Source organism: Rhodococcus sp. P3_B8 (assembly GCF_056402775.1).
This window is the reverse complement of the sequence record NZ_JBFUGT010000001.1, coordinates 243,336-268,016: the sequence shown is the minus strand read 5'-3', so window position 1 is coordinate 268,016 and position 24,681 is coordinate 243,336. Positions and strand designations below refer to the sequence as shown.

Below are 24,681 nucleotides of genomic sequence, written 5' to 3'. Positions count from 1 at the left end.
CGCGAGAACGGTTGCCGTGGAGGTGCCCTCGGGCACCCGCACCCGCGCGGCGGCTGCCGCGGGAACCGGGGCCGCCTCCGCGACGCCGGCGACCGCCGGAACCTCGCCCGGCGCCGCGGCCACCTCGGCCGCCGGAATGCCGTTGGCGATCACGCCGTCGATGCCCTTGAAGAACACCCCGGCCATCTTCTTCGCGACGCCGGTGATCATCCGCTGCCCGACGCCGCCGACCATGCCGCCGACGACGGCGTCCGCGTCGTAGCTGAGCAGGGTGCCGCCGTCGCGTTCCTCGAGCCGCACCGTCACGTCGGCCTTGACGGTGCCGGGGGCGCCCGCACCCGATGCCGTCATCACGAACGACTCGGGCCGATTCTGCTGCGACAGAATCACTTCGCCGTCATAGGTGCCCTTGATGGACGCGACACCCGCGGTGATGGACAACTTGTAATGGTTGTCGCTGAGCTGCTCGAGGGACTGCACCCCGGGGATGGTCGCCGCGAGGACCCGTCCGTCCTGCAGGTTGTCGTACACGGCCTCCGGTGGGGCCGTCAGTAGGGCGGTGCCGGCGATTCTCATTCGTTCTCCTTGCTCTGTGACGACGCGTGTGCGAGGCGAAGCTCGAACAACTCTGAAGGGGATATCGGCATGGAGGTGATCGGGATGCCTTCCGCGTCCTCGATCGCAGCCGCGATGACGGCGGACGTCGGGATCACGCCCGCCTCGCCTGCGCCCTTCATCCCGAGGGGATTGAGACCGGACGGGGTGACGGTGTGGTCCATCTCGAGCGAGTCGGGCATCTCGGTGACGAACGGCATCAGGAAATCCATGTACGACGCGTTGAGCATCTGGCCGTGCTCGTCGTAGACGATCCTTTCGTACAGCGCGCCGCCGACACCCTGCGCGACAGCGCCCATGACCTGGCCCTCGACGATCCGCGGGTTGATGACGTTGCCGCAGTCGTGGATCACGGCGTACCGCCGCACGTGGATCTCCGCCGTCACCGGATCGGTTTCGACGATCGCCGCGTGCACACCGGACGCGAACGTCGACGTCGGGGGCGAGTAGTAGCCGGTGGCCTCGAGCCCGGGTTGCTCGCCCTCCCGGACCGGCGGAATCGTCATGTCGGCGTCGGCTTTCGCGAATCCGGTGGCCTGCCTCGACGCGTCGTCGAACGCGTAGCGCAGCGGATTCGACAGCACCGCGACCACACCCAGCGAGATGGACGTGCCCTCGGCGCCGGGCAGCGTGCCGATCTTGCACACGTGCCCACCGCGAAGTTCCAGTTCGGCGGGATCGAGGTTCAGCGCCTCACCGGCGATCGTGCGGGCCTTCTCGGCCACCATCTGCGCCGCCACGTGGAACGCCGATCCGGACATCACGGCGCCGCGGGACGCGAACGTGCCGACGGCGTAGCCGAATCGACGGGTGTCGCCGGTGACGATCTCCACGTCGGTGACCGGCACGCCGAGGTCGTCCGCGACGATCTGCGCGAACGCCGTCTGGTGGCCCTGACCCTGGGTGGTCAGACCCGTTGCGGCCTTGACCTTCCCGGACGTCTCGACGAGGACGTGGGCGCCCTCGTACGGGCCGGGCCCGGTGCCTTCCACGTAGGCGCCGATCCCGATGCCCACTGCCCGGCCTTCGGCCTTCGCCTGCTTCTTGTAGTCGGCGAACCCGTCCCAGTCGATGAGTGTCTTGAGCTTGTCGATCCCGGCCTGGTAGTCGCCGGTGTCGTAGATCAGCGGGCGGCCGTCCTGGAACGTGAGGTGGAAGTCGTACGGCATTTCCTCGGGACGGATGAAGTTGTGCTCGCGGACCTCGATGACGCCCTTGCCGAGATACTTCGCGATCGCGTCCATCGCCCGTTCCATCGCGAACACGGCCTGCGGTCGGCCGGCGCCGCGGTAGGGCGTGACGATCACGGTGTTCGTGTACAGCGAGTACGCGTCCACCCGAAACGATTTCGGCTTGTACGGCCCGAGCACCTGCGTCGACGTGTTCAGCATGACGATGATGCCGTACGGCAGGTAGGCGCCGTTGTCGTGCCAGAACGTGAAATCGAACGCGAGGAGGGTGCCGTCGTCGTCGAATCCGACCGTCACCTCCTGGATCTGGCCGCGCTCGTGCGCGCTCGACACGAAATGCTCGCGCCGGTCCTCGACCCATTTGACCTCGCTCGAGATGCCCGCCGTCCCGAGCCGTCGCGCGGCCCAGGTGACCATGACCTCCTCCGGCCACGGGTGGACGATCTTGACGCCGAAACCGCCGCCGACGTCGGGTGCGATGCAGTGGACCTTGTTGTGCGCCATCTTCAGTCGTGCCGCGATCGCGGCGCGGGCCGACGTGGACGTCTGCGTGGACGTCCAGAACGTGAGCGCCTGCTCGTCGGTGTCCCAGCGCGCGTAGACGCCCTTGCCCTCCATCGGCATCGACGCCGACCGCTCGATCTCGAGGTTCAGGGTCAGCCGGTGCGGTGCGTTCGCCAGTTCCGCGTCCACGTCGCCGAATCCGTGCTGCAGGTGCGCCGCGACGTTGTCGGGGACGTCCGCGTGCACCGCGTTGTCCGCCTGCCGCGCCACGTCGATGCCCACGACCGGTGGGAGCATCTCGTACGTGACGTCGATCTTGGCGCACGCGTCCTCGGCGATGTACCGGTTGTCGGCGACGACCATCGCGATCGCCTCGCCGACGTGGTTGACCTCGTCCTTGGCGAGCGGATACCCGTTGCGCGGGGCGGTGATCGCCGGATGCGGGATCAGGAGGGGGAGGTTCTCCGCCATCTCCGGGGAGTCGTCCACGAGGTCGTCGTACGTGTAGATCGCGTGCACACCAGGCAGATCGAGTGCGGCATCGATGTCGATCCCCGTGATGCGGGCATGCGCGTGCGGTGACCGGACGAACGCGGCGATGAGCGCGTTGTGCCCCAGATCGTCGAGGTAGCGGCCGTTGCCGGACAGGAGCCGGGCATCCTCCGTGCGGGGAATCGGCTTGCCGAACAACTTCTCCGACGCGGCGGGCGCGTCGGCGTCCGTGGTGGGCGCGGGCTCGGTGCGGGGTTTTGTGACGCTCATGCTCGCCCTGCCCTTCCAGCGACCGGGTTGGTCGTGCCGCGGACCTTCGGATCGAGTGAGGCCCGCGACGACTCGTCGTCCTCGCCGAGCGGGAACTCGCCCGAACGCTCGCGCTTGATCTCCGCGGCACGCAGCACGGCCGCCCTGATGTTCTGGTATCCGGTGCACCGGCAGAGGTTGCCCGCGATCGCGTCGGTGGCCTCCTCGCGGGTGGGTGAATCGTTCTCCTCGAGGAACGCGGCGATGGTGGTCACGAAGCCGGGAGTGCAGAATCCGCACTGCAGACCGTGGCAGTCGATGAACGCCTGCTGCACCGGATGCAGGGTGCCGTCGGGTTCGACGAGACCCTCGACGGTGGTGACCTCCCGGCCCTCGAGGCTCGCCGCAAGCACCAGGCACGACCGCACGGGCTTGCCGTCGAGCAGCACGGTGCATGCGCCGCAGACCCCGTGCTCGCAGCCGACGTGTGTCCCCGTCTGGCGTAGATGGTGCCGGATCGCGTCGGACGCGAGCGTGCGCGACGGCAGCACCACCGTCTGCGTCACCGCGTTGAGCGTGAACGTCACCGCGACGTGCTGTTCGCCCGTCTCCTCCTGCAGTTCGGCGAGTTGCTCGTCGATGCTGCGCTGACGCGGGCGGCCTTCGCCGCCACGATGCATTGCCTTTGCCATGGTCACCTTCCTCCCGCCGACGCGTGCACGGCGGCACCGTCGAGTACTGCATCCTGCGCGGCCGCGAACCCGACCCGGGCGGTCAGCGCCGCCACCAACTGCGACCGGTACCGCGCCGTGGCGTGGATGTCGGGCTCGGTGTCGATCCGCTCCCGCGCGAACTCGGACAGATTCCGCCACAACGGGTCCCGGTCGTCCGTCGCGGACGCACCCCGCAGCACGTCCGTGTAGTCGACGACCTCACCGAGTTCGCCGGCCGACACGTACGTCATCCGGGCCTCCGAAACCRCACCGCGTTCGACCCGCACCTGCGCCGCGACCCCGACGAGTGCGTAGTCGCCGTGCCTGCGGGCGATCTCGTCGATCGCCGTCCCGACACCGGGTTCGGCGGCCGGGACGGTGACGCTCGTGGCGATCTCGTCCGCCTCGAGCGTCGTTTCGAGCGGCCCGGCGAACAGGTCGGTCGAGCGGATCTCCCGGACCCCTCGCACCGAACGCACGGTGACCGAGCCGCCGAGCAGCGCCAGCACGGCCGGCATCTCGGCGGACGGGTCGGCGTGGACGATCGAGCCGACCGTCGTGCCGCGGTTACGGATGGTCGGGTGTGCGACGAGACGCAGTCCGCGGCCGATCAGCGGCTGCACCTGGGCGGCGCCGCGGTCGGCTTCGAGCACCGAATGGGTGGTCAGTGCGTCGAACGTGACACCGAGCTCGCGTGACGACGACACCGCGTCCAGCCGGGGGATCGATCCGATGTCGACGAGGTGCGCCGGCGCGGCCAGACGCATGGAGAGCAACGGGATCAGCGACTGCCCGCCCGCGAGCACTTTTCCCTCGTGAGCCACGTCCGCGAGGATCTGACAGGCCTCGTCGATCGACCGAGGTCGGTGATAAGTCAGTGGCGACGGTTTCATTCCTCAGATCCTGCCCGTATCGTGCGCTCGACGTTTCGTGAACTAGTGACAAAACTCACGTCCCACCGATGGCAGATCACGTGAGCTGACCGACCCGATCCGGGGCCGTTCCGTCGTCTGCGGTGGGCTTCGGGGTGTGACCGCCTGCCCCCGCGTCGTCGGCGTCCTTCGGGGCGATGACGCGGCACAGGTGGTACATCCCGATCACCACGATGGTGCCGAGCGCGATGCCGCTGAGGGAGAAACTGTCCGTGAACGTCAGCTCCGTGTCACCGATCGCGATGATCAGGCCGGCGGCGATGGGCATCAGGTTGAGCGGGTTGCCGAAGTCGACGCCGTTCTCCTTCCAGATCTTCGCGCCGAGCAGGCCGATGATCCCGTAGAGCACCACCGTGATTCCGCCGAGCACACCGCCGGGGGTCGCGGAGATGACGGCACCGAACTTGGGGGAGAAACCCAGCAGCATCGCGATGACGCCTGCCGCGGCGTACGCGGCCGTCGAATACACCTTCGTCGCGGCCATGACGCCGATGTTCTCGGCGTACGTCGTCGTGGGGGATCCGCCGACGCTGGTCGCGATGGTGGTGGCCAGGCCGTCGCCGATCAGGGCGCGTCCCATCATCGGGTCGAGGTCGGTCTTGGTGATCTCGGCGACGGCCTTGACGTGCCCGGCGTTCTCCGCGATCAGGGCGATCACACCGGGCAGCACGAGGACGATGAACGTGAGACTGAACGACGGCGCGTGGATGCCCACGACGCCGTTCGCCTCGTCGGAGAACGGCGGAAGCCCGATCCACGACGCCGAGGAGACGCCGTCCCAGTTGACACGGAAGTGCTCGGTGACTCCGCCGGCCACCGGGTCGTACGACGTGATCATGCCGGTCGTCAGGTCCAGCACCCACGACAGCACGTATCCGAAAAGCAGCGTCAGGAAGATCGCGACCCGCCCGAGGAATCCGCGGAGCGCGACGCTCGCCACCACCAGCACGACCATCACCGTCAACGCGACCCACTGGTCCTGCGGCCAGTACGTTCCGGCGACGACCGGGGCCAGGTTGAACCCGATCAGCATGACGACGGCACCGGTGACCACGGGCGGCAGGATCTTGAACACCACCCCGCCGCCGAGGAAGTGGATCAGCACGCCGATCCCGGCGAGCACGAGACCCGACACCAGGATCGCCCCGGTCACCTGCGCCGAGGTGCCGCCCTGGGCGCGGATGGCGGCGATGCCGCCGACGAACGCGGCCGACGTCCCCAGGTAACTGGGAATCCGGCCCCTGACGACCAGCAGGAAGAAGAGGGTGCAGAATCCCGACAACATCACGGCCAGTTGAGGATTGAGACCCATGATGATCGGGAAGACGAACGTGGCCCCGAACATCGAGACCACGTGCTGCCCGCCGAGCCCGATCGTGCGACCCCAGCTGAGCCGTTCGCTCGGGGCGACGACCTCCCCGGGCGCGATGGTCTTGCCATCTCCGTGCAGTGTCCAGATAGGCATAGGGGGACCTTTCAGACAGGTGGCGGTGCAGGGGTGCCGGCGGCCAGCTTCGATGATGTGCCGCATGTCACAGTTGCACCTCGATAGGAGGGCAACGTTATTACAGCGTCAGCCACCCGGCGTGAGAAGAATCTGCCAGTGCGTGCCCGGCGAAATTGGCAACTTTAGGAATTGATGCCGCGCATCGCCATGATCTTGAGGGCGAGCGACAGGTCGAGGCGCAATTCGGGGTGATCGGTGAACGACCCGAGCATCTTCTCCAGCTTCACCACCCGGTACCGCAGCGTGTTGTAGTGAAAGTGCAGTTGACGTGCGGTTTCGGCGATGTTGATGTTGGTGGCGAGCAGCACCTCGAGGGTACGGCGCATGTCCTGCGCCTCGGGTGTGTCCGCCGTCAGCTCACGCAGGGTCTCCTGCGCGAACGACTCGAGTTCGCGGTCGTCCTCGACGAGGCTCAGCAGCCGGTAGACGCCGAGGTCGTCGAAATGCGTCACGGCCCAGGCGCCGGTGATCTGCCGTCCCACCTTCAGCGCGGTCCGGGCCTGGCCGTAGAGGGCCGGGATGCCGTCCACCGAGTCCGTCGGCCGGGACACCCCCACCCCGAAGGGCCGGCGCCCACCCCCGCCGTCGCCGCGCACGTACGCGACGAGTTCGTGGACGAGGTTCATCGTGTCGGTGCAGACCCCCATCAGGATCACCGTCTCCGTCGCCAGCGCGGTGACCGCGGCACCCGTGTCACGGCCCGCGACGGCACTCGTGAATGCCCGCGCCTGTCGCTCGACGAGCGGCATCCGGGTGGGCATCGACGGCTCGTCCTCACCGACCGGATCGGGTTCGATCACCACGACGACCACGGGACGGTCCAGGTCCCAGCCGAACGTCTTGGCGTGCGCGACGACGTGCTCGTGTTCGCCGCCGCGGCCGAGCAGCAGGTCCCGCACGAAGTTCGCGCGATGCTTCTCCTCCACCGAGGACACGACCAGTTCGCGGGCGACCACCAGGGCGCACACCGCCGCCGCCTGCTCGACGAGATACAGGTCTTCGCTGCGCAGCGGGTGTCCGGTGCTGAAGTGCACCAGCCGCCCGTGATCGATGCCGTTGGCCGAAATCGCTGAGACGGCGATGAACTCGTCGCCCAGCCGGTGCAGGCCGAGCCCGCCCTCCGTCGAATCGGTGCGGACCCGCCCGGTGGAGTCGAGCGCCGCACTCGACGCCAGCCGGTTCAGCTCGGACTCGTCCCCGGCCCGGCACAACTGACGTCCGTCGGGTGTCGTGATCAGCACGGCCCCGCCCAGTTCACCGTGGACGGCGTCGGCGAGTTCGGCGAACCCTCCGCCGGCCATGACGGCGTCGACGAGCACTCTCCGCAGCCGGTCCGCCTCGAACACGGCGTCGACCTGCCGGGCCGACAACTCCGCGAGCGCAGCCGCCAGCGGGTGTGTCTGCGAGTACAGGTCCGCGACCACGACGACGGGAAGCCCGAGTTCGTCGGCCGCATCGGACATCTCGGCCGGCAGCATCGCGGTGGGGTCGTCGAGCCGGACGGCGAGCCCGGAGACGCCCCGCCTGTCGAGTCGGGCGAGAAACGCGTCGATCGGCTCGACCAGCCGGCCGAGAACCGCGGACGTGGTGAGCAGCAACTGCCCGGTGCGGAGCCACGGTCCGATGTCCGGCACCGCCATCATGGCGACGTTCGACACCTCACGCGAGGTGCCGGTCTCGCCGGCGACGAGGGTCGGGGAGACGAGGAGATCGGACACCAGCACGTCGGCGAACGGTTGCGGCGCAACGTCCCGAGCAGGCCCGTCGCCGGTGTCGGCGGCTGCGCGGAACCCGGGAGCGGAACTACCGACATCCCTCGCCGTCACTGCAACACCCTGCTCACCTGATCCGATACTCGCCCCGAATGGCGCGAAAGTGTGACCTTAAGTCGAAACCGAATACCCGTCAAACGACGGTCACGCGGCGCACTCGGATGCGTACGAAACCTATGTACACGAAGGGCAACTCGTGGATCGGCATCTGGCGTGCGCCTACCGCACAGCCGGGCAGGTTGCGTGCTTTCAACCCGGACCGGATCACAACCATCGTCGCACCGACCAGGGCAGACGTCGCGGTGAGCGGCCGGAGCCTGCGAGTAGGCTGGCGCGGTCGAGAAGGAGAGATCTTGTGCCCATGAGTGAGCCGTATGCAGTCGTCGGAGCAACGGGTGGTCAAGGAGGCGCCGTCGTCGACGCGCTCCTCGAACGAGGACGTGAGGTACGAGCGCTGGTCCGTCGAAGCTCTTCGCGCTCAGACGCGTTGCGCCTGCGAGGCGTCGACATTGCCGTGGCTGATATCACCGATCGGGCGGCGATCGCGTCAGCCGTCGAGGGGTGCGCGGGCGTGTTCGCCATGACAACGCCTTTCGAGGACGGCCCGGAGGCGGAAATCGCTCAGGGTGCCGCGCTTGTCGGCGCGTTCAGTGATTCCGGTGTTCCCCACGTGGTGTTTTCTTCGGTGGCCGACGCGGACAAGAGCACCGGGGTCCCACATTTCGACACGAAGGCTGCTACCGAGTCGTTGCTGCGAGACTCCTCGGTCTCGTACACGATCGTCGGGCCGACCTACTTCTATGACAACCTGCTCGGTGGCCTCGACAGCATCCGCCGAGGCCGGCTCGATCTGCCTCTGCCGGTCGACACCCCGCTGCAGCAGTTGTCGCGCCGGGACCTCGGTCGGTTCGTCGCCCTCGTGTTCGACGACCCGGACCGCTTTGCCCGGACACGAATCGACCTGGCGTCGGACGATCCGACGCCACGTCGGATGGCCGAAGTGCTCGGCGAGGTACTGGGCACGCCGGTTCATGCCCATGCGTCCGACGCGGACGCCATCGCATCGCCGGACATGCGGGCGATGTTCCGCTTCCTTACCGACACCGGGTACGACGCGAACATCGGCGAACTGCGCCGGCTCTACCCCGAGGTGGGGTGGCAGAGCTTCGCTGATTGGGCAGCCGAGTTGGCGTGACCGCGTGATCTCCGCAGATTAGTGGCGTTTGCCGGTCGGGGTTGTCCGGGTGCCCGGTGGTGGGGTGTCGGCCCGGGCGAGGTCGGCTACGCGGTCGGCCAGCTCACCGGTCAGTGTCGTGTCGGGTTCGGTGCTCGCGGCGTCCGCAAGCCGGGTTATGACGGTGGTGGTCGCCGGGTCGGCGGTGTCGGCTACGTCGTCGAGGTTCTCGGCGAGCGAATCGGTGTCGAGTTGATGGGCCGCCTTCTCGTTCAGCTCGGCGTTCCCTACGACCGCGGACCGAGAGGCGGTCTCGACCTCGGCGGCAGCGATATCCGAGGCGCCGGGATCGTCATCGGTGTCGGGGGCGGTGCCGGCGACCAGGGTGATGCGGGGTGGGGCGTCGGCGCCACGATGGGCACGGTCCTGGTGACCCAGAACGCTGCCGACGGCGCAATCGAGCAGGCCGAGGCCGCCCCGGTACAGCCGTCGGGCCGGTGCTGCGGGTGCCAGGTGTGCGATGACCTGTTCGTCGATCAAGTGAAGGGGGTAGCGCACGATCGTGTACTGCGCGCGCAGTACGGCCAGGGGAAGTGCGGTGATGATGTTCATGAGGCCTCTATGTCGGGTGAAAGGAAGGACTGGGTGCCGCCGCAGGGGTTCCATACCGGCGCGGGAGACGCCCCTTCCACCGCCTTGACGTCCCGCGTCGTCGCTCCACGTCCGGTTACCCGAAACTGCGTCCGATTACCCACGCCGTGATGCGACTGGTGGCCCGCCGGCTACGCACTCCTGGACTTCGACATCACGGTGAATCGGACCGCTCAGCTGCTGGAGCTCGAGCCCGGTGGTGCCCCGGGTCGTCTTCATCATCTCGGCGAGGATCGACACCGCGGTCTCCTCGGGAGTGCGCGCGCCCAGGTCGAGGCCGATCGGGGAGTGCAGCCGTGCCAGCTCCGCCGCGGTCGTCCCCTGTTCCCGCAGCAGCGCGACCCGGCGCTGGTGCGTGGCCCGGCTGCCCATCGCGCCGATGTACGCGGCGTCCGATCGCAGGGCCAGCTCCAGCAGTGGGATGTCGAATTTCTCGTCGTGGGTGAGCACCGCGAGGACCGTCCGGTGGTCGACCGGCGCGGTCTCGAGGAACCGGTGCGGCCACATCACGACGACGTCGTCGGCGTCCGGGAACCGGGCGCGCGTCGCGAACACGGCGCGGGCGTCGATCACCGTGACGTGGTAGCCGGCGAACGCGCCCAGCGTGCACATGGCCGCCGCGAAGTCGATGGCCCCGAAGATGTACATCCGCGGCGGGGGCGCGAAGATCTCGACCATGCACACCGTCTCGGACCGCAGCTGATACACCCGCGACTCACCGGCGTCGAGGCGACGGCGGACATTATCGACATCGGTCTCGGGCAGGTCGAGGTCGCCCGCGGGCCCGTCCCCGGTGATCACGCTGCGCCGGGTCCGTGCTCCGTCGCCGGTCTCCGTCACGACGGCGATCGGCTCACCGCCGCGGATCCTGCGCGCCACGTCCGCGAAGTCCGGGAAGTCGTTGCTCCCGATACGCTGAACGAACACCTCGATGGTGCCGCCGCACGTCAGACCGACACCGATCGCGTCGTCGTCCGCCACGCAGAACACCTCGGTCCGGCTGCGCCCGTCGGCCAGCACGTCCCGCGCCGTCTCGTACAGCGCGCTCTCGACGCACCCACCGGACACACTTCCGAGCACCTCACCGGATTCCGACACGGCCATCGCCGCGCCCGGTGACCGCGGAGACGACTTCCAGGTGCGCACCACCGTGGCGAGGACGAAGTTCTCGCCACGAGCGAACCACGCTTGCAGGCCCGTCAGGATGTCGCGCATCGTCTCGTACTCCTCGGGTGCTTCGTCGGGACCCTCACGCTAACCGGCGGCGACCGGCCGTCGCGGCACACAATGCGCCGAAATCCCCAGCGGCCGCTTGTGCATTCTCGCCATCGCTATCGATCGGCGGGTCCGCAATTCTCGGACGGTCCCCCTTCCTTCACAGAGAACCGAGGATCCACCATGAACCAGTTGCTCAGCGGGATCCGGGTCCTCGACCTCACGCGGGCCCTCGCCGGTCCGCTGTGCACGGCACTGCTGTCGGATTTCGGCGCCGACATCATCAAGGTCGAGACCCGTTCCGGTGGCGACAGTTCCCGGCAGTGGCCGCCGTTCGACGGCAGCGACAGCCTGTACTTCGCCTCCGTCAACCGCGGTAAACGGTCCGTCGCGCTCGACATGCGCAGCGAGCAGGGTCGGAAACTGCTGCGCCGCATGGCCGTCGACGTGGACGTCATCGTCGAGAACTTCCGACCCGGCGTCCTCGCGGACATGGGACTCGATCAGGAGTCGCTCGCCGAGGACAATCCCGGAGTGATCGTCATGAGTGTCAGTGGTTTCGGCCCGACCGGACCCGAGCAGTTCTCCCCGGGACTCGATCAGGTGGCGCAGGGCATGTCGGGCCTGATGTCGGTGACCGGCGCGGGCGACCACACGCCGATGCGCGTCGGCATCCCGATCATCGATACGGTGTCCGGTATCTATGCGGCACTGGGCATCACGGCGGCACTCGTGTCGCGGGGCCGTGACGGCGCCGGCCATCACGTGCAGACGTCGCTGCTCGAATCGGCCCTGTCGATCATGTCGTTCCAGGCGCAGAACTATCTGAGCACCGGACGCGTCGCGGAACCGAACGGCAACACGCACCCGACGATCACGCCGTACGGCACGTTCGACACGGCCGATTTCCCCATCATCATCGCGACCGGCTCGGATCGGCACTGGGAGTCGCTGTGCCAGGTTCTCGGGGATCCCGAACTCGCCGACCGGCCCGAATACCGCACCGGCCAGTCACGACTCGCGCACCGCGATCGGCTCACCAAGGAACTCCTCGAACTGCTGTCCGTGCGGCCGGCCGCCGAATGGGTGACGGCGATTCGCGCGGCGGGCATCCCGTGCGGTCCCGTCCACACGATCGATCAGGCCTTCGCCGACCCGCAGGTGCAGGCGCTGAAGATGGTGCAGCCGGTGGCCACACCGAACGGCGGTGAAGTGCCGCTGGTCCGTGGTCCGTTCTGGGTGGACGACGAGACGCTGCCCATCCGGAATGCGCCGCCGATGGTGCTGGGACAGGACACGGCCGAGGTGCTCGGTGATTTCGGGCTGAGCGACGAAGACATCGAGGGCCTGCGGCGAGACCGGGTGATCTGACACCCGCGTCGGCCGTGGTCGCCTCACAACCGGGCGGCCACGGCCAACGCCACGTGCTCGCACCATGGGCGCGCGACGACCTGCACGCCGATCGGCAACCCGGACCGGGTGCTTCCCACCGGAACGACGACGGACGGCAGACCCGTCACACTGATCGCGCGGCAACTCGCCAGGGCCTGAGCCCACGTGAGCGACTGCCCACCGACGTCGAACAGTTCCTCGCCGAGCGGCGGCGCCGGGATCGAGGCGACGGGAAGGACGAGCACGTCGCCCATCTCGCCGAGCAATCGGTGGACGAGTTCCGCTCGCTGCGCCCACAGTCGCTCGACCAGGCGCCGGTCCACGTCCCGCGCGTCGGCGAGCATCGTGGCGATGTTCGTTCCGAAGTCGGTGCCGAGTTCGGTGATGTCGGTGTGGGTTTCGACCGCACGCAACGTCCCGAACAGATCGTTTCCCTGCGACAGCGCCCCGCCCTCGTACGGTCGGGCATCGAGCCTGCCGGCGGCGCCGGCGACGGCCGCGGCGATCTCCTCGCCGACGGGCACGGTTCCGTCACCGGGCGCCCACGTGATGTCGAGACGCGGAAGGTCCACCGAAGCCGGGTCCGTCCAGCGGTACTGCCGGGACGAGAGCACCCGCAGCACGAGCGCCGCGTCGTCCAGTGTCCGCGCCATCGGGCCGATCGTCTGCAGCGTGCCGTGCATGGTCGCCGGATTGGTCAGCAGGTGATCACCCGACGGGACGCCGGGATACTGTCCGTCGGGGTCCACCCGGCCGATCGTCGGGCGCACCGACCGCAGACCCGTGCAGTGGGCGGGCCAGCGGACCGAGCCGCCGAAGTCGGTGCCGAGACCGACAACACTCATCCCGGACGCGATCGCCGCCGCCTCGCCGCCGCTCGAACCGCCGGGGGAGCGGGAGACACCGCCGGGCCGCAGCGGGTTCACGGTGTACCCGAACAAGTCGTTGTGCGTCAGACCGCTGGCCCCGAACTCCGGGGTGTTCGTCTTCCCGACGAGAATCGCGCCGGCCGCCCTCATCGCGGCCACCGCGGGCGCGTCGACAGAAGGCACGTTGTGCTCGAGCGCGCGCGATCCCGCCGTCGTCCGGACACCCGCGGTGGCGATCAGGTCCTTCACGGTGAACGGGACCCCGGCCAGAGGACCGACGTCCTCCCCTCGGCCGATCCGGATGTCGAGGTCGTCGGCGGCCCGGATCGCCTGATCCTCCGCGACGGTGATGACGGCGTTCAGCTCCGGGTTCCGGGCCTTGATGTGCGCCAGGTGGTCGTCGAGCACCTGGCTCGCGGACACCTCCCGGTTCGTCACCGCGCGGGCGATCGTCTGCGCGTCCGAGCCGACCCAACTGCCGTCGTTACCCCACACATGTCCTCCTCGGCTCGTGCTCAGGGGTCGACGCTAGACATCGCCGGACCCGCCGCACACGGCCAGTGTGCACAGGAAACCGTGGCCCGAGCTGTGAAGAGTTGATACTTCGCCGCGCTACGGGCTCTGGGAGGATCAGGTGATGCTTCCGCCCTGGGTCCGCCTCGCCGCCGCGCTGTTCGCGGTCAGCTGGGGTGCCAACCAGTTCGCCCCGATGCAGCTCGTCTACCGCGAACATCTCGGTCTCGGCAACGGCTCGTTCACCGCGATGCTCGCGTCGTACGTCGTCGGGCTGGTGCCCGCTCTGCTGTACTTCGGGCGCGTGTCCGACCGGTTCGGGCGGCGCGCGGTGATCCGCCCGATGATCCCCGTCGGCATCGTCTCCTCCCTCGTCCTCATCGCGGGCGCCGCCGTCCCCGACCTGCTCTACCTGGGCCGGGTGCTGGCCGGACTCGCGTCCGGCATGGCGTTCGGCGCCGGCACCGCCTGGATGAAGGAACTCGGCTCCACCGCCCCGGCCGGGGCGGGTGCACGCCGCGCCGCCGTGTCGTTGTCCGCGGGATTCGGCTGCGGAGCCCTGTTCGCCGGCGTGATCGCGCAGTGGCTCCCCGCCCCCGAACTGCTCCCGTACCTGGTGCACATCGCGCTGATGCTCGGAGCCCTGGCGCTGGTGTGGGCGGTGCCCGACGTTCGGGTCCGGGCGACAGACCTCACCGCCACACCCCTGTCGGCGCTGGCGACACCCCAGTTCCGATGGGGCATCGCACCCTGGGCACCGTGGGTGTTCGGTGTGGCGACCGTGTCGTTCGCGACCCTTCCGCCGCTCGTCTCCGAGTCGCTGCGGTCCACGTCGGTGGCCTTCACCGGGCTCGTCGCGGCGCTGACCCTGATCACCGGTGCGGTGATCCAGCCGTGGGCCAAACGGTGGTCGCAGCAGGACGACGCCGCCGCCGGAATCCGGGTCGGCATCACCCTCGGGGTGCTGGGCTTCGGCGCCGCGACCGTGGTCGCGTACACGGACGGGGCGCCGGCCGTCGCCGCGATCGTCGTCGCGGCCTTCCTCCTCGGATCCTGCTACGGCATACTGCTCGGTTCCGGTCTCGCGTCCGTCGAAAGACTGGCACCGGCAAACGAACTCGCGCAGACCGTGGCGGTGTTCTACTGCCTGATCTACGTCGGCTTCGCCGTCCCGTTGGTCATCTCACTCCTCGCCCCGCACCTCGGTTACGCCACCTGCTTCGTGGGGGCGGCACTGCTGATGCTGCTGTCCGTGGCGGTGGGCCGGAAGGTGAAGGACCGGCACCTCACCCACACGTGAGTGGCGAAACGTGCCCGAGCACGCTTCGCCACTCACCTGGGGAGGGTCCTACCGTGCGGTCGCGCCGCACTCGCCGCACGCGGGCACCAGCGCCTCACTGCGCGGCTGCGGCGTACCGGCCCGCGACCGCACCGGGAGCAGCGGCGGCCACGGCCAGTGCTGGCCGAGTCGGCCCCGCGCGCGCAGGAAGCCGAGACCGAGCACGAGCCCGAAGATCAGGTGCCCGATCAGCGACAACGTGATCGTCGTCGGCGTGAGCGGGAACATGTCGTGCTGTCCGTGCGGCGACAGGGCGACCGTTCCGATGAGCCCGGCCCACACCGGGAACACCGCGAAGGTGACGAACGCGAGGAGGACGACGCGGCGTGACCGATGTTGGAGGCCGAGCGCGAGGGCGATGAGGAAGAAGGCGATTCCGATGCCGCCGCCGTCGCCGAGGTACCGCCACAGGTAGCCGACGATCGCGCCGGTCCGGGTGTCGGTTCCCGAGTGCAGCCACGTACCCATTTTCGGAATGAAGTCGCCCCACAACCCGAGCAGATACACGGTGTCGAGGCGGAAGACGTCGTAGGCCAGACACGCGAACATCCCCCAGCCGAGGCCGTGGCCGACGATGCGGTCGATCGGGTGCGGAGCGAACACGCACAACACGGCGAGGGTGGCGGCGAGCGGAATGATCACCAGCGCACCGGTGGCATTCATCGGCACGACACCGAACACCTGCGCCGAGATCGCGAGCAGTGGTAGGGAGGCGAGCAGCAGATACAGGCCCATCCGGGCGAAGGCCCAGTGGTGACGGACCTCTTTGTGGACGGATTCGGCCGCGGGCAGGGCGGCGCCCGGCGGATCGTGTTCGTGGACGTCAGGGACGGTGGCACCGAGGATGCGGGGCATGGGGGGGTTCCTTTCGGTCGTGGGGTTTCTCTCCGAGTAGTCGGTTTTCGAGATCCCCAGCGTCCGTCGAGTGCCCGGCCTTCGAATAGTCCCCCGAGGGGTGGTGATAGCCACCCCTGTACGTACGCCCCGTCAGTACGCTCGCCCGAAGATCACCCGCTTGCCATACGCCGACGCCGCGCCACATCGCACGCACCCACCTGCCTCCGGTTCGCCGCCGAGCGGAACACATCGCGGGGTGGCAGCAGTGAGGGACTTGATCTCCTCCTCGCACGCGGCAATCCCGCAGTGCAGGGCCAGTGCCCACCCGGTCGACACCGCGTCCGCGAAATCCTCCCAGTTGTCGACGGTTCGGGTGTGGTCGTCGCGGAACGCGGTGGCCCGAGCGAGCAGGAAGGCCTGAAAGTCGTCCAGGACCCCGGGCATGGTCTCGGGCAGGGAGCCGATCGGCACGGCTTGCTTGCCGTCGTCGCCGAGCCGTTTCACCATCATCACGGTGCGGGCCTCCAGATCTCGCGGGCCGAGCTCGAGCCGGACCGGGACGCCGCGCATCTCCCACTCGTTGTACTTGAAACCCGGGGTGAGGTGGGGACGGGCATCGACATGGGTCCGCACCCCTACCGACCGCAGGCGGCGGGCCAGCTCGTCGGCCGCTTCCTCGACCGCGACGTTGCCGCCGCGGGTGATCGGCACGATCACCACCTGGTGGGGCGCCAACCGCGGCGGGAACACCAGGCCCTTGTCGTCGCCGTGAGTCATGACGATGCCACCGATCATCCGGGTGCTCATTCCCCAGGACGTGGTGTGACACAACTCCTCTCGTCCAGCCTCGCTGGTGAACCGGATGTCGAACGCCGACGCGAACTTGGTGCCCATGTAATGCGAGGTGCCGGACTGCAGTGCACGACCGTCACGCATCATGCCCTCGATCGTGTAGGTCGCCACCGCACCGGCGAACCGTTCGCCGGGTGTCTTCTCACCCGGAACGACCGGGATCGCGGCCAACTCACGCGCCACCTCGTGATAGATGTCCAGGGCCAGCATCGTCTCGCGGCGGGCGGCAGCCTCGTCGACGTGCGCGGTATGACCCTCCTGCCACAGAAACTCTGTCGTGCGCAGGAACATTCGCGGCCGCAACTCCCACCGCACCACATTCGCCCATTGATTCAACAGCAGCGGCAGGTCGCGGTGCGAGCTGATCCACTTGGCCATCATCTCGCCGATCACCGTCTCCGACGTCGGCCGCACCACCAACGGCTCCTCGAGAACCTTCCCGCCGGCACGAGTGACCACCGCCAGTTCCGGGGAGAACCCTTCGACGTGTTCGGCCTCCCGGCCCAGGTAGCTTTCCGGAATCAGCAACGGGAAGTACGCATTCTCGTGACCGGTGTCCTTGATGCGACGGTCCAGCTCGGACTGCAACAGCTCCCACAACCGGTACCCGTACGGCCGGATCACCATGGTGCCCTTGGCCGGACCTCGATCCACGAGACCCGCCTTGAACACCACCTCGTTGTACCAGGCAGCGAAGTCCTCACTCTGGGCTGTCACACCACGCTCATCCCGTGCCATGCCCAGACAGACTACTCGGGAGAATCAGCCGTCCGCAGCTGTCGAATGACGAGTTCCGGTGCAGCCTGTCCGAGATCACCCTCGCCGCACCGGCGAGGACAGACAGGGAGGCCAGATGACCGCAGCCCATGCCGTCTCGCCTGGCTGGGAATGGTGCTCGCGATCTCGTTCCTGAGTCCGTCATCCGTTACGCTGCTGCCCAGCCGCATTGTGTGTTCGTTTTTTTCGTTTTATGGTGAGGTATGGGCGCTGGGTCGAACCACACGGTATTGCCGCCGGCCACCGACGACCGGGATCTTCTCGCAGCACTGAAGGCCGTTCTTGCTGGTTCTGAGGAGGTGTCGATCTCGTCCCCGGGCGGGTCGGTGCCGTTGCCGGACAGTGTTCGGGGGTTGCTCGTCGACGCGGTTGCTGCTTTGGATCGGGGTCAGGCGGTGACGGTGGAACCTCATCGCACGGTGTTGACGACGCAGGAGGCCGCGGACCTGTTGGGCATTACGCGGCCGACGTTGGTGCGGTTGTTGGAAGCGGGGAAGATCCCGTACACGTCGCCGGGCCGGCATCGGCGGGTGGAGTTGGCGGACGTGCTCGAATTCCAGCAGGGTGAGCGGGCGCGCCGGGGCCAGGTGTTCGAGGAGATGGCGCACGAGGAACCCCCGGACCCGGGCGATGCCGCTGACGGCTTCGTGTCGACTCGTTGATCTGGGCAGGGTGACCTATGACGACCTTGCGGGTAGTTCTCGACACGTGCGTCATGCTTCCCCAGGCCCTGAACAACCTGCTGCTGACGCTGGCCGATTCCGAGTTGTTCCGGCCGGTGTGGACAGCGGATCTGCTAGACGAGGTCGAGCGCAACCTGTCCGGGGAGAGGTTCGGTACGTCGCCGCAGCAGGCGGCGCGGCGAGTGCAGCAGATGCGCAGAGCATTCCCCCTCGCAGAGGAGGAATCACGCGGATACCGTGAGCTGATCCCCGCGATGACCAACGATCCGAAGGACCGGCACGTCCTGGCTGCGGCGGTGCGGTCCGGTGCGGGTGTGATCGTGACCGCCACCCTGCAGGATTTCCCGCCGGCGGCCCTCGATCCGTTCGACGTCGAGGCGATCCACCCCGACGAATTCCTCTGTGATCTGCTCGATCTGGACCCGGAAGCAGTGCTCGAGAGCATGCACGTACTGCTCGAACGGAACATGCTCCCGCCGCGCACGGTGGGGGAACTGCTCGAGTCGCTCGAGCGGCTGACCCCACAGTTCGTCAACGCCGTCCGCGCCTTGCTCGTCGCCCGGGGCGAGGCTCCCGACATTGGTGCGGTGCCGGCTGCGTCCTCCTTTCCTGAGTTGACCGACGAACAGGTCAGCGCCTTGCTGCCCGAGATGCGGGAGGCCTACCTCGAGCTTCGTGCGATGGATCCGGCGGAATTATTGCGGTTCCTCGGGCATACGAAGCTGGTGAGTGCGGCGTGGGCGTTCTTGACGTCGGTGTGCGTCGACGGTGATCTGTTATCGGTGTGGCCGAACGTGGATCCCGACTTCCGGTCGGTACTCGCATGGCGGTGGGTGCGGGACAACCATTATCAGATGACTGTCGACGGTTGGGAGGGTGAGGCGGTCGCGGCGGCCCTCGCGGGTCCGGTGCCGGAGCATCCGCTGTGGGTGCATTTCGAGCGTGTGCATGTGCGGTCGTTCCGGGCGATGCTGCCGGACCCGGCGACGTGGGGGATCGGTACCGGAACAAGGATCGTGGGCCCCGGTGTGGAGGTGCTCTATGTGCACGAGATGTCGACGCTCGACAGCGGTGTGTGGGAGCCGAACGTTCCTCGGCCGGTGTTTCCGATCCTGATGCATCTCGTCGACGATCGGTGGCTGGTGCGGAATCTGGGGTCCGAGGAGGACCCCGCCGCCTCGGCCTGATTCCTTCGCACCCGAACCTCGCCCGTACCTCGAGCGCGTTTGATTTCAGCTTCCTCACGCAGAAGTCCATAGCGTCCCGCAGATTCGGCTGATACCGGAATTCGTCCACATCGATTCATCCGGTCCGCGATACGTTCGGTGAAATCTGCCCAACGGCGTGATCCAGCTGACTCATCACTGAGGTAGACGTAATCCCAGTCATTCGAGGATGAGCGGGAGTTTCGTCGCCAGCTCGCCGAGTTCGGCCTTCTCCGTGTCGGTCGGGTCCCGCCGTCCGGTGCCGACCAGCAGTGCGTCCCTGTCGGAGAACGACGCGGGGAATGCGGCCCCGGCGATCTTCTCCAGCAAGTCGCGGGACCGGGCGAGGCCCTCTGCGGGCGGTTCCGCCACGCCTGGGAGGTAAGCGATCAGGTCGAGGTGGTGCAGCGTCGATTCCAGGACATACGCGGAGAGGTAGTCGCCTGCAGTGAGGACCTCGTCGCGGGTGCTGATCCGCAGATTCGGGTCGGCGAGTTCGGCGGCGCGGCCGGCGGCGGAGCCGACGTCGTCGAAGTGGTATTTGAGCAGCCGAGGCTCCTGGTACGCGGCGGCCAGACGGACGATCAGCGCGTCGAGCGGGTCGTCACCGGTCGGCGGCGTGTCGGCGAGGTCCCAGTAGGTCACGGCGTCGCGAGTCGGTTCCGTGTCGGCGGGGGTGACGAGGGTGATCAGGACGTCCTGCGCGTCGATGATCAGGTGGCACACCAGATCCCGCACGAGCCAGCCGCTACAGCCGGACTGCTGTGCGAAGTCCTCGTCCGGCAGGTCGGCGACCGCCGTGCGCAACGCCGACCACGAGCGTGAGAAAAGATCCACATCGGCACGGTAGTGCGGGCGTACCGTCGATGTCATGACCGAGGACAACCAGGTTGCGCCGTGGGACGACATCTACCGAGGCGACGCGGAGGAATTTACGGGACCGGTGCCGTGGAACATCGGTGAGCCGCAACCCGAGATCGCCGGGCTGATCGCGGAGGGCAAGTTCCGCAGCGACGTGCTGGACGCGGGCTGCGGGCATGCCGAGACGTCGCTCTATCTTGCGGCGCAGGGCTACACGGTGGTGGGCCTGGACCTGTCGCCGACGGCCATCGCGGTGGCTCAGGCCGCCGCAGCCGATCGTGGACTGACGACGGCGACGTATCAGGTGGCGGACATCAGTTCGTTCACGGGTTTCGACGGCCGGTTCTCCACGATCGTCGACAGCACCCTGTTCCATTCCCTTCCCGTCGACCGGCGGCGCGACTACCTGCGCGCGGTCGCTCGGGCGGCCGCACCCGGCGCGTCCTACTACATCCTGGTGTTCGCGAAGGGCGCCTTCCCCGAGGGCGAGGGACCGAACCCGGTGACCGACGACGAGCTGCGCGAGGCCGTCGCCGAGTTCTGGACCATCGACGACATTCGCCCGGCCTTCATCCACGCGCTGCTCGGCCCGGAACAGGCCGCCAGCTGGGAGCACGACGAGAAGGGCCGGTCCAAGCTGCCGGCGTGGCTGCTGTCGGCTCACCTCGACTGAGTCAGCAGTCGGAAACCCTTACCCGGCTGAGCTGTTCGTACCGGACGGGCGCAGGAGGAATTCTCCGGCGAGTTGGATGGCTTCGCGTGTGGTGTACCCGGGGTGGTCCGCGACGATGAAGTGGCGGCCGATCGCAAGTCCGAACATGAGGGTGCTGCGTGCCTCGATTTCGTCGGGGTCGGTGACGAAGGTGCCGAACATCTTTCGCAGGAAGTCCATCCGCTCGTTGTCGATGGCGTGCAGGCGCGCCGCGACGGACCGGTCGTGGTGGGCCCAGGCCCGGATCGCGAGATCGATCCGTTGAAAGTCCTCCGAGTAGGTCAGTTGCCCCACGCGCCGGATTCTGTCGGCGGGGGTGCCGCCTTCGGCATCGGCTTGGGCGATAACGGCTTTGGTGCAGCGGCGTTCCCACTCGTCGAGCATCTCGGTGAGCAACGCGGGACGGCCGTCGAAATAGCCGTAGAACCCGCCCTTCGTCACGCCGAGTTCGGCGGCGAGAGTCTCGACGCGGACGGCGTCGGGCCCTCCTCGCGCGAGGGCGTCGAGGCCCGCCTCTATCCAGCGGGCTCGTGTCGTGCGGGCGACGGCGGGAATCGGGCCACCTCCATTGATCGCGTTCAATTTGTACGGTACCGTATAGATGAAATATACGGTGCCGTATAGATCGGGGACGACAGTGCCACGAATAGCAGAGGCCACCTACATCGAGCAGCCCTGGCGCATCCACGAATTCACGCGAGACTTCGACGTCGAGGACGCGTGGTCGTTCCGCACTCCCGGAGCCGGGCCCGACGACTTCCCGACGATGCTCGCGGCGATGCGAGCCGCAGGCGGACCCGCGAGGCAGCCCTGGCTGGTGAGGTTCCTGTTCGCCGCCCGATGGAAACTCGGGGCACTCTTCGGCTGGGACAATGCCTCAACTGGTGTCGGTGAGCGGGTTGCCTCGCTCCGCGACCGCCTGCCCAGCGATCTCCGGTCCGCTCCGCGCGGCCCGGACGACGAGGGCATGCCCCTCACCGCGGTGTACGAGCTCGACACGGAGTCCGCCCGCGAGCTGGCGAACAAGACCGTGCACACCGTGATGCATCTCGGCTGGGCGAGAGGAGCGAACGGCGATTACGAACTGCAGATGACCGTTCTCGTCAAACCCAACGGATGGTTCGGGCGGCTCTACATGACCGCCATCGCGCCTTTCCGATACCTCGTCGTGTACCCCGCCCTGACCCGGCAATGGGAGCGAGCGTGGCGCGACCGCCACCAAGCGGCGACGAGGTAGACGGCTTTCGGACTCAGCGGCTCACCGCGGTTTCCCGCTCGACGCGCGACAGCTTCTCCGGGTTGCGCACGATGTAGAGCCCGGTGATCTTGCCGTCGTCCATCCGCACCGCCACGACGTCGTCGATTTCCCCGTCGAGCCGGACGATCAGCGCGGGGGAGCCGTTCATCTGCACCGGCTCGACCGACACCGTGCCGTCGATCCGGGGCAGGCCGGCCGCCAGCAGGCGACCCACCTTGTCGGCCCCCACGATGGGCCGCAGCACGGCCTGCTTGACTCCGCCACCGTCACCCAGGAGGACGACGTCCGGTGCGAGCAGGTCGAGCAGGCTCTGCAGATCGCCCGTTTCGAGCGCCCGTTGGAAGGCCTCGAGTGCGTCTCGGGACTCGGCCGGGGATACGACGCCGCGCGGCCTGCGCGCCGCGACATGCGCCCGCGCCCGGTGCGCGATCTGACGGACGGCGTCCGGGCTCTTGCCGACGGCGTCCGCGATCTCGCCGTACTCCAGAGCGAACACCTCACGCAGCACGAACACGGCCCGCTCGGTCGGCGCGAGCGTCTCCAGCACCAGCAACATCGCCATCGAGACGCTGTCGGCCAACTCGACGTCCTCGGCCACATCGGGCGCGGTCAGCAGCGGCTCGGGCAACCAGGGGCCGACGTAGGACTCCTTGCGCCTGCTGAGTGTGCGCAGCCGGACGAGCGCCTGGCGGGTGGTGATCCGGACCAGGTACGCACGCTGATTGCGGACCGTGTCGAGATCGACCCCCGCCCACCGCAGCCAGGTCTCCTGGAGGATGTCTTCCGCGTCGGCGGCCGAGCCGAGCATCTCGTAGGCGACGGTGAACAGCAGATTGCGGTGGGCGACGAACGCCTCGGTGGCGGGGTCCGAACGATCGTCCTGGCTCCCGCCGCGATCTGCGGGTGTGGTCTGCGACGTGCCGGCCATGGTGGCTCCTCTTCACTCTCGACTGTGTCACACACCAGACACCGGACCCCGCCGTTTTGTGACACCAGACGGCAGCCGACCCGTGTTGCCCGCTGCCAAATTACGTGACTTCGAGGCAGCGGCGTGAACGATTTGTCACAAGGATCGGGTCGCCGGCATCTCATGTTCGTTCCGAGCAGTACACGACACCACGAGTGAGGACGAAGTCATGGACGCCCGATTCAACCTGTTCGACAACGAGATCGCCCTGAAGTTCGGCAAGGGGTTCGCCAACGCGTCCCTGGTGATCGACCAATCGCCACTGCCGAAGGCCACTCAGGAACTGGTCAAGATCCGGGCCAGTCAGATCAACGGCTGCGGCTTCTGCACCGACATGCACACCAAGGACGCCACAGCTGCCGGCGAGACCCCGGTCCGGCTCAACCTCGTCGCGGTGTGGCGCGAGGCCACCGTGTTCACCGAGGCAGAGCGGGCCGCGCTGGCGCTCAGCGAGGAAGGCACCCGGCTCGCCGACGCCCACCACGGCGTGTCCGACGAGACCTGGGCCCAGGTGCGCAAGCACTACGACGACGACCAGATCGCCGCGCTGGTCTCGCTGGTCGCCCTGATCAACGCCGCCAACCGGATCAACGTGATCGTGCGCAATCCGGCGGGTTCGTACGAGCCCGGCATGTTCGCCAGTATGACGAGCTGACCGGCAGACGACAGCCTCCTGACAACGAGCCCTTGACTTTGACACAGTGACAAGGACTCGAATGGTCGGCGAAGGAGGTGGTTGTCGTGAACACAACCAACCACGGTGGGTCGAATGCCCACCTCGTCGACGCACTGTCCGCAGCCGACCCGTCGGGTCGGCTGCGGGCGGCGCTCTCCGCAGGCACACGCCCCGATCCGCATCTCACGGACACTCTCGTCGATCGGTGCGCCGTCGAACCGGACTTCTTCGTCCGGGACATGCTGACCTGGGCATTGTGCCGCTTCCCGACCGAGCTCACGGTGCCGAGACTGGTCCGGGAGCTCGGGTCGGACACCGCGCAGGCCCGCAGTCAGTCGCTGCACACCCTGTCCAAGATCGGGGACCGGCTCGCCTGGCCCGCCGTGTCGGCACTGCTGCACGACGAGCACGACGAGGTCGCGCGCAGCGCGTGGCGGGCCGCCGTGGCACTCGTGCCGCCCGGCGACGAGGCTGCCCTCGCGGCCGATCTGACGACCGAACTCGGACGGGGCAACCAGCACATGCAGCTCAGTCTGAGCCGTGCTCTGGTGGGACTCGGGGACGCTGTCCTCCCGGTCCTCGACGCGGCCGGGACGAATCCCGATCCGCGTATTCGAGCGCATGCGGAGGCGACGAAGCGGCTCTGTCACGACCCCGACAGCGGGTTCACCCTCTCGGTCGAGACGGCGAAACGCGTCGCGGTCACCGGTCCGGACGCGTAGCAGG

The 24,681-nt window shown here is 68.1% G+C and carries 23 protein-coding genes; 9 read left to right on the top strand and 14 right to left on the bottom strand.

Going from position 1 to position 24,681, the window contains the following annotated elements:
• From AC1D1G_RS01280 to AC1D1G_RS01255, 6 genes are all read right to left on the bottom strand, one after another.
• Positions 1–576: SRPBCC family protein (locus AC1D1G_RS01280; RefSeq protein ID WP_477950658.1), on the bottom strand; the 576-nt coding region annotated here is incomplete at its 3' end.
• Complete coding sequence (gene cutA, locus AC1D1G_RS01275; RefSeq protein WP_477950656.1) at positions 573–3,071, bottom strand: aerobic carbon-monoxide dehydrogenase large subunit; 2,499 nt, start codon at positions 3,069–3,071, stop codon at positions 573–575. The genes AC1D1G_RS01280 and cutA, both read right to left, overlap by 4 nt.
• Complete coding sequence (locus AC1D1G_RS01270; RefSeq protein ID WP_283352243.1) at positions 3,068–3,742, bottom strand: (2Fe-2S)-binding protein; 675 nt, start codon at positions 3,740–3,742, stop codon at positions 3,068–3,070. The genes cutA and AC1D1G_RS01270 overlap by 4 nt, the downstream gene beginning before the upstream one ends.
• A gap of 2 nt (positions 3,743–3,744) precedes the next feature.
• Complete coding sequence (locus AC1D1G_RS01265) at positions 3,745–4,656, bottom strand: FAD binding domain-containing protein (protein WP_477950654.1); 912 nt, start codon at positions 4,654–4,656, stop codon at positions 3,745–3,747.
• A 76-nt stretch (positions 4,657–4,732) separates the two neighbouring features.
• Entirely contained in the window at positions 4,733–6,160 is a 1,428-nt protein-coding gene (locus AC1D1G_RS01260) for a uracil-xanthine permease family protein (protein WP_477950652.1), read from the bottom strand.
• A 164-nt stretch (positions 6,161–6,324) separates the two neighbouring features.
• Complete coding sequence (locus tag AC1D1G_RS01255; protein WP_477950650.1) at positions 6,325–8,028, bottom strand: PucR family transcriptional regulator; 1,704 nt, start codon at positions 8,026–8,028, stop codon at positions 6,325–6,327.
• Positions 8,029–8,329: 301 nt separating this feature from the next.
• On the opposite strand from AC1D1G_RS01255, the gene AC1D1G_RS01250 reads away from it, so the two are divergent.
• Positions 8,330–9,169, top strand: a complete 840-nt coding sequence (locus AC1D1G_RS01250; RefSeq protein WP_477950648.1) for an NmrA/HSCARG family protein — start codon at positions 8,330–8,332, stop codon at positions 9,167–9,169.
• Positions 9,170–9,187: 18 nt separating this feature from the next.
• Here AC1D1G_RS01250 and AC1D1G_RS01245 read toward each other — a convergent pair whose 3' ends face one another.
• Both AC1D1G_RS01245 and AC1D1G_RS01240 read right to left on the bottom strand, forming a co-directional pair.
• Positions 9,188–9,760 carry a hypothetical protein gene (locus AC1D1G_RS01245; RefSeq protein ID WP_477950646.1) on the bottom strand — a complete coding sequence of 191 codons (573 nt, stop codon included), beginning with the start codon at positions 9,758–9,760 and terminating at the stop codon, positions 9,188–9,190.
• A gap of 135 nt (positions 9,761–9,895) precedes the next feature.
• The gene (locus tag AC1D1G_RS01240) at positions 9,896–11,014 is read right to left on the bottom strand and encodes an XdhC family protein (protein ID WP_477950644.1); all 1,119 of its coding nucleotides are present in this window, start codon (positions 11,012–11,014) and stop codon (positions 9,896–9,898) included.
• A 183-nt stretch (positions 11,015–11,197) separates the two neighbouring features.
• On the opposite strand from AC1D1G_RS01240, the gene AC1D1G_RS01235 reads away from it, so the two are divergent.
• Positions 11,198–12,385 carry a CaiB/BaiF CoA transferase family protein gene (locus tag AC1D1G_RS01235; protein WP_112299974.1) on the top strand — a complete coding sequence of 396 codons (1,188 nt, stop codon included), beginning with the start codon at positions 11,198–11,200 and terminating at the stop codon, positions 12,383–12,385.
• A 23-nt stretch (positions 12,386–12,408) separates the two neighbouring features.
• Here the strand turns inward: AC1D1G_RS01235 and AC1D1G_RS01230 are convergent, their stop codons facing one another.
• A complete protein-coding gene (locus AC1D1G_RS01230; protein ID WP_477950642.1) occupies positions 12,409–13,770 on the bottom strand; it encodes an amidase in 1,362 nt (453 codons plus the stop codon).
• Between the two features lie 142 nt (positions 13,771–13,912).
• On the opposite strand from AC1D1G_RS01230, the gene AC1D1G_RS01225 reads away from it, so the two are divergent.
• Positions 13,913–15,088, top strand: a complete 1,176-nt coding sequence (locus tag AC1D1G_RS01225) for an MFS transporter (protein ID WP_477950640.1) — start codon at positions 13,913–13,915, stop codon at positions 15,086–15,088.
• 48 nt (positions 15,089–15,136) lie between these two features.
• On the opposite strand, the gene AC1D1G_RS01220 is transcribed toward AC1D1G_RS01225, so the two are convergent.
• A complete protein-coding gene (locus tag AC1D1G_RS01220; RefSeq protein ID WP_477950638.1) occupies positions 15,137–15,982 on the bottom strand; it encodes a hypothetical protein in 846 nt (281 codons plus the stop codon).
• A gap of 132 nt (positions 15,983–16,114) precedes the next feature.
• On the bottom strand, positions 16,115–17,554 hold the full coding sequence (proS, locus tag AC1D1G_RS01215) for a proline--tRNA ligase (RefSeq protein ID WP_477950636.1): 1,440 nt from the start codon (positions 17,552–17,554) through the stop codon (positions 16,115–16,117).
• Between the two features lie 242 nt (positions 17,555–17,796).
• Here proS and AC1D1G_RS01210 point away from each other — a divergent pair, with 242 nt between their 5' ends.
• Positions 17,797–18,255, top strand: a complete 459-nt coding sequence (locus AC1D1G_RS01210) for a helix-turn-helix domain-containing protein (protein ID WP_349307412.1) — start codon at positions 17,797–17,799, stop codon at positions 18,253–18,255.
• Positions 18,256–18,272: 17 nt separating this feature from the next.
• Complete coding sequence (locus AC1D1G_RS01205; RefSeq protein WP_283333337.1) at positions 18,273–19,463, top strand: PIN domain-containing protein; 1,191 nt, start codon at positions 18,273–18,275, stop codon at positions 19,461–19,463.
• 198 nt (positions 19,464–19,661) lie between these two features.
• Here the strand turns inward: AC1D1G_RS01205 and AC1D1G_RS01200 are convergent, their stop codons facing one another.
• On the bottom strand, positions 19,662–20,318 hold the full coding sequence (locus tag AC1D1G_RS01200; protein ID WP_280779269.1) for a maleylpyruvate isomerase N-terminal domain-containing protein: 657 nt from the start codon (positions 20,316–20,318) through the stop codon (positions 19,662–19,664).
• Positions 20,319–20,352: 34 nt separating this feature from the next.
• Here AC1D1G_RS01200 and AC1D1G_RS01195 point away from each other — a divergent pair, with 34 nt between their 5' ends.
• Positions 20,353–21,015: a class I SAM-dependent methyltransferase gene (locus AC1D1G_RS01195; RefSeq protein WP_477950633.1), complete on the top strand. Its 663-nt coding sequence runs from the start codon at positions 20,353–20,355 to the stop codon at positions 21,013–21,015.
• 18 nt (positions 21,016–21,033) lie between these two features.
• Here the strand turns inward: AC1D1G_RS01195 and AC1D1G_RS01190 are convergent, their stop codons facing one another.
• The gene (locus AC1D1G_RS01190) at positions 21,034–21,714 is read right to left on the bottom strand and encodes a TetR/AcrR family transcriptional regulator (protein ID WP_477950631.1); all 681 of its coding nucleotides are present in this window, start codon (positions 21,712–21,714) and stop codon (positions 21,034–21,036) included.
• On the opposite strand from AC1D1G_RS01190, the gene AC1D1G_RS01185 reads away from it, so the two are divergent.
• The gene (locus tag AC1D1G_RS01185) at positions 21,692–22,291 is read left to right on the top strand and encodes a DUF2867 domain-containing protein (RefSeq protein ID WP_477950629.1); all 600 of its coding nucleotides are present in this window, start codon (positions 21,692–21,694) and stop codon (positions 22,289–22,291) included. The genes AC1D1G_RS01190 and AC1D1G_RS01185 overlap by 23 nt on opposite strands.
• Before the next feature lie 13 nt (positions 22,292–22,304).
• On the opposite strand, the gene AC1D1G_RS01180 is transcribed toward AC1D1G_RS01185, so the two are convergent.
• Positions 22,305–23,240, bottom strand: coding sequence for an RNA polymerase sigma-70 factor (locus tag AC1D1G_RS01180; RefSeq protein ID WP_009476517.1), 936 nt, complete (start codon positions 23,238–23,240; stop codon positions 22,305–22,307).
• A gap of 208 nt (positions 23,241–23,448) precedes the next feature.
• On the opposite strand from AC1D1G_RS01180, the gene AC1D1G_RS01175 reads away from it, so the two are divergent.
• Entirely contained in the window at positions 23,449–23,934 is a 486-nt protein-coding gene (locus AC1D1G_RS01175) for a carboxymuconolactone decarboxylase family protein (protein WP_477950626.1), read from the top strand.
• Positions 23,935–24,011: 77 nt separating this feature from the next.
• A complete protein-coding gene (locus AC1D1G_RS01170; protein WP_477950624.1) occupies positions 24,012–24,677 on the top strand; it encodes a HEAT repeat domain-containing protein in 666 nt (221 codons plus the stop codon).
• Positions 24,678–24,681 lie beyond the last annotated feature (4 nt).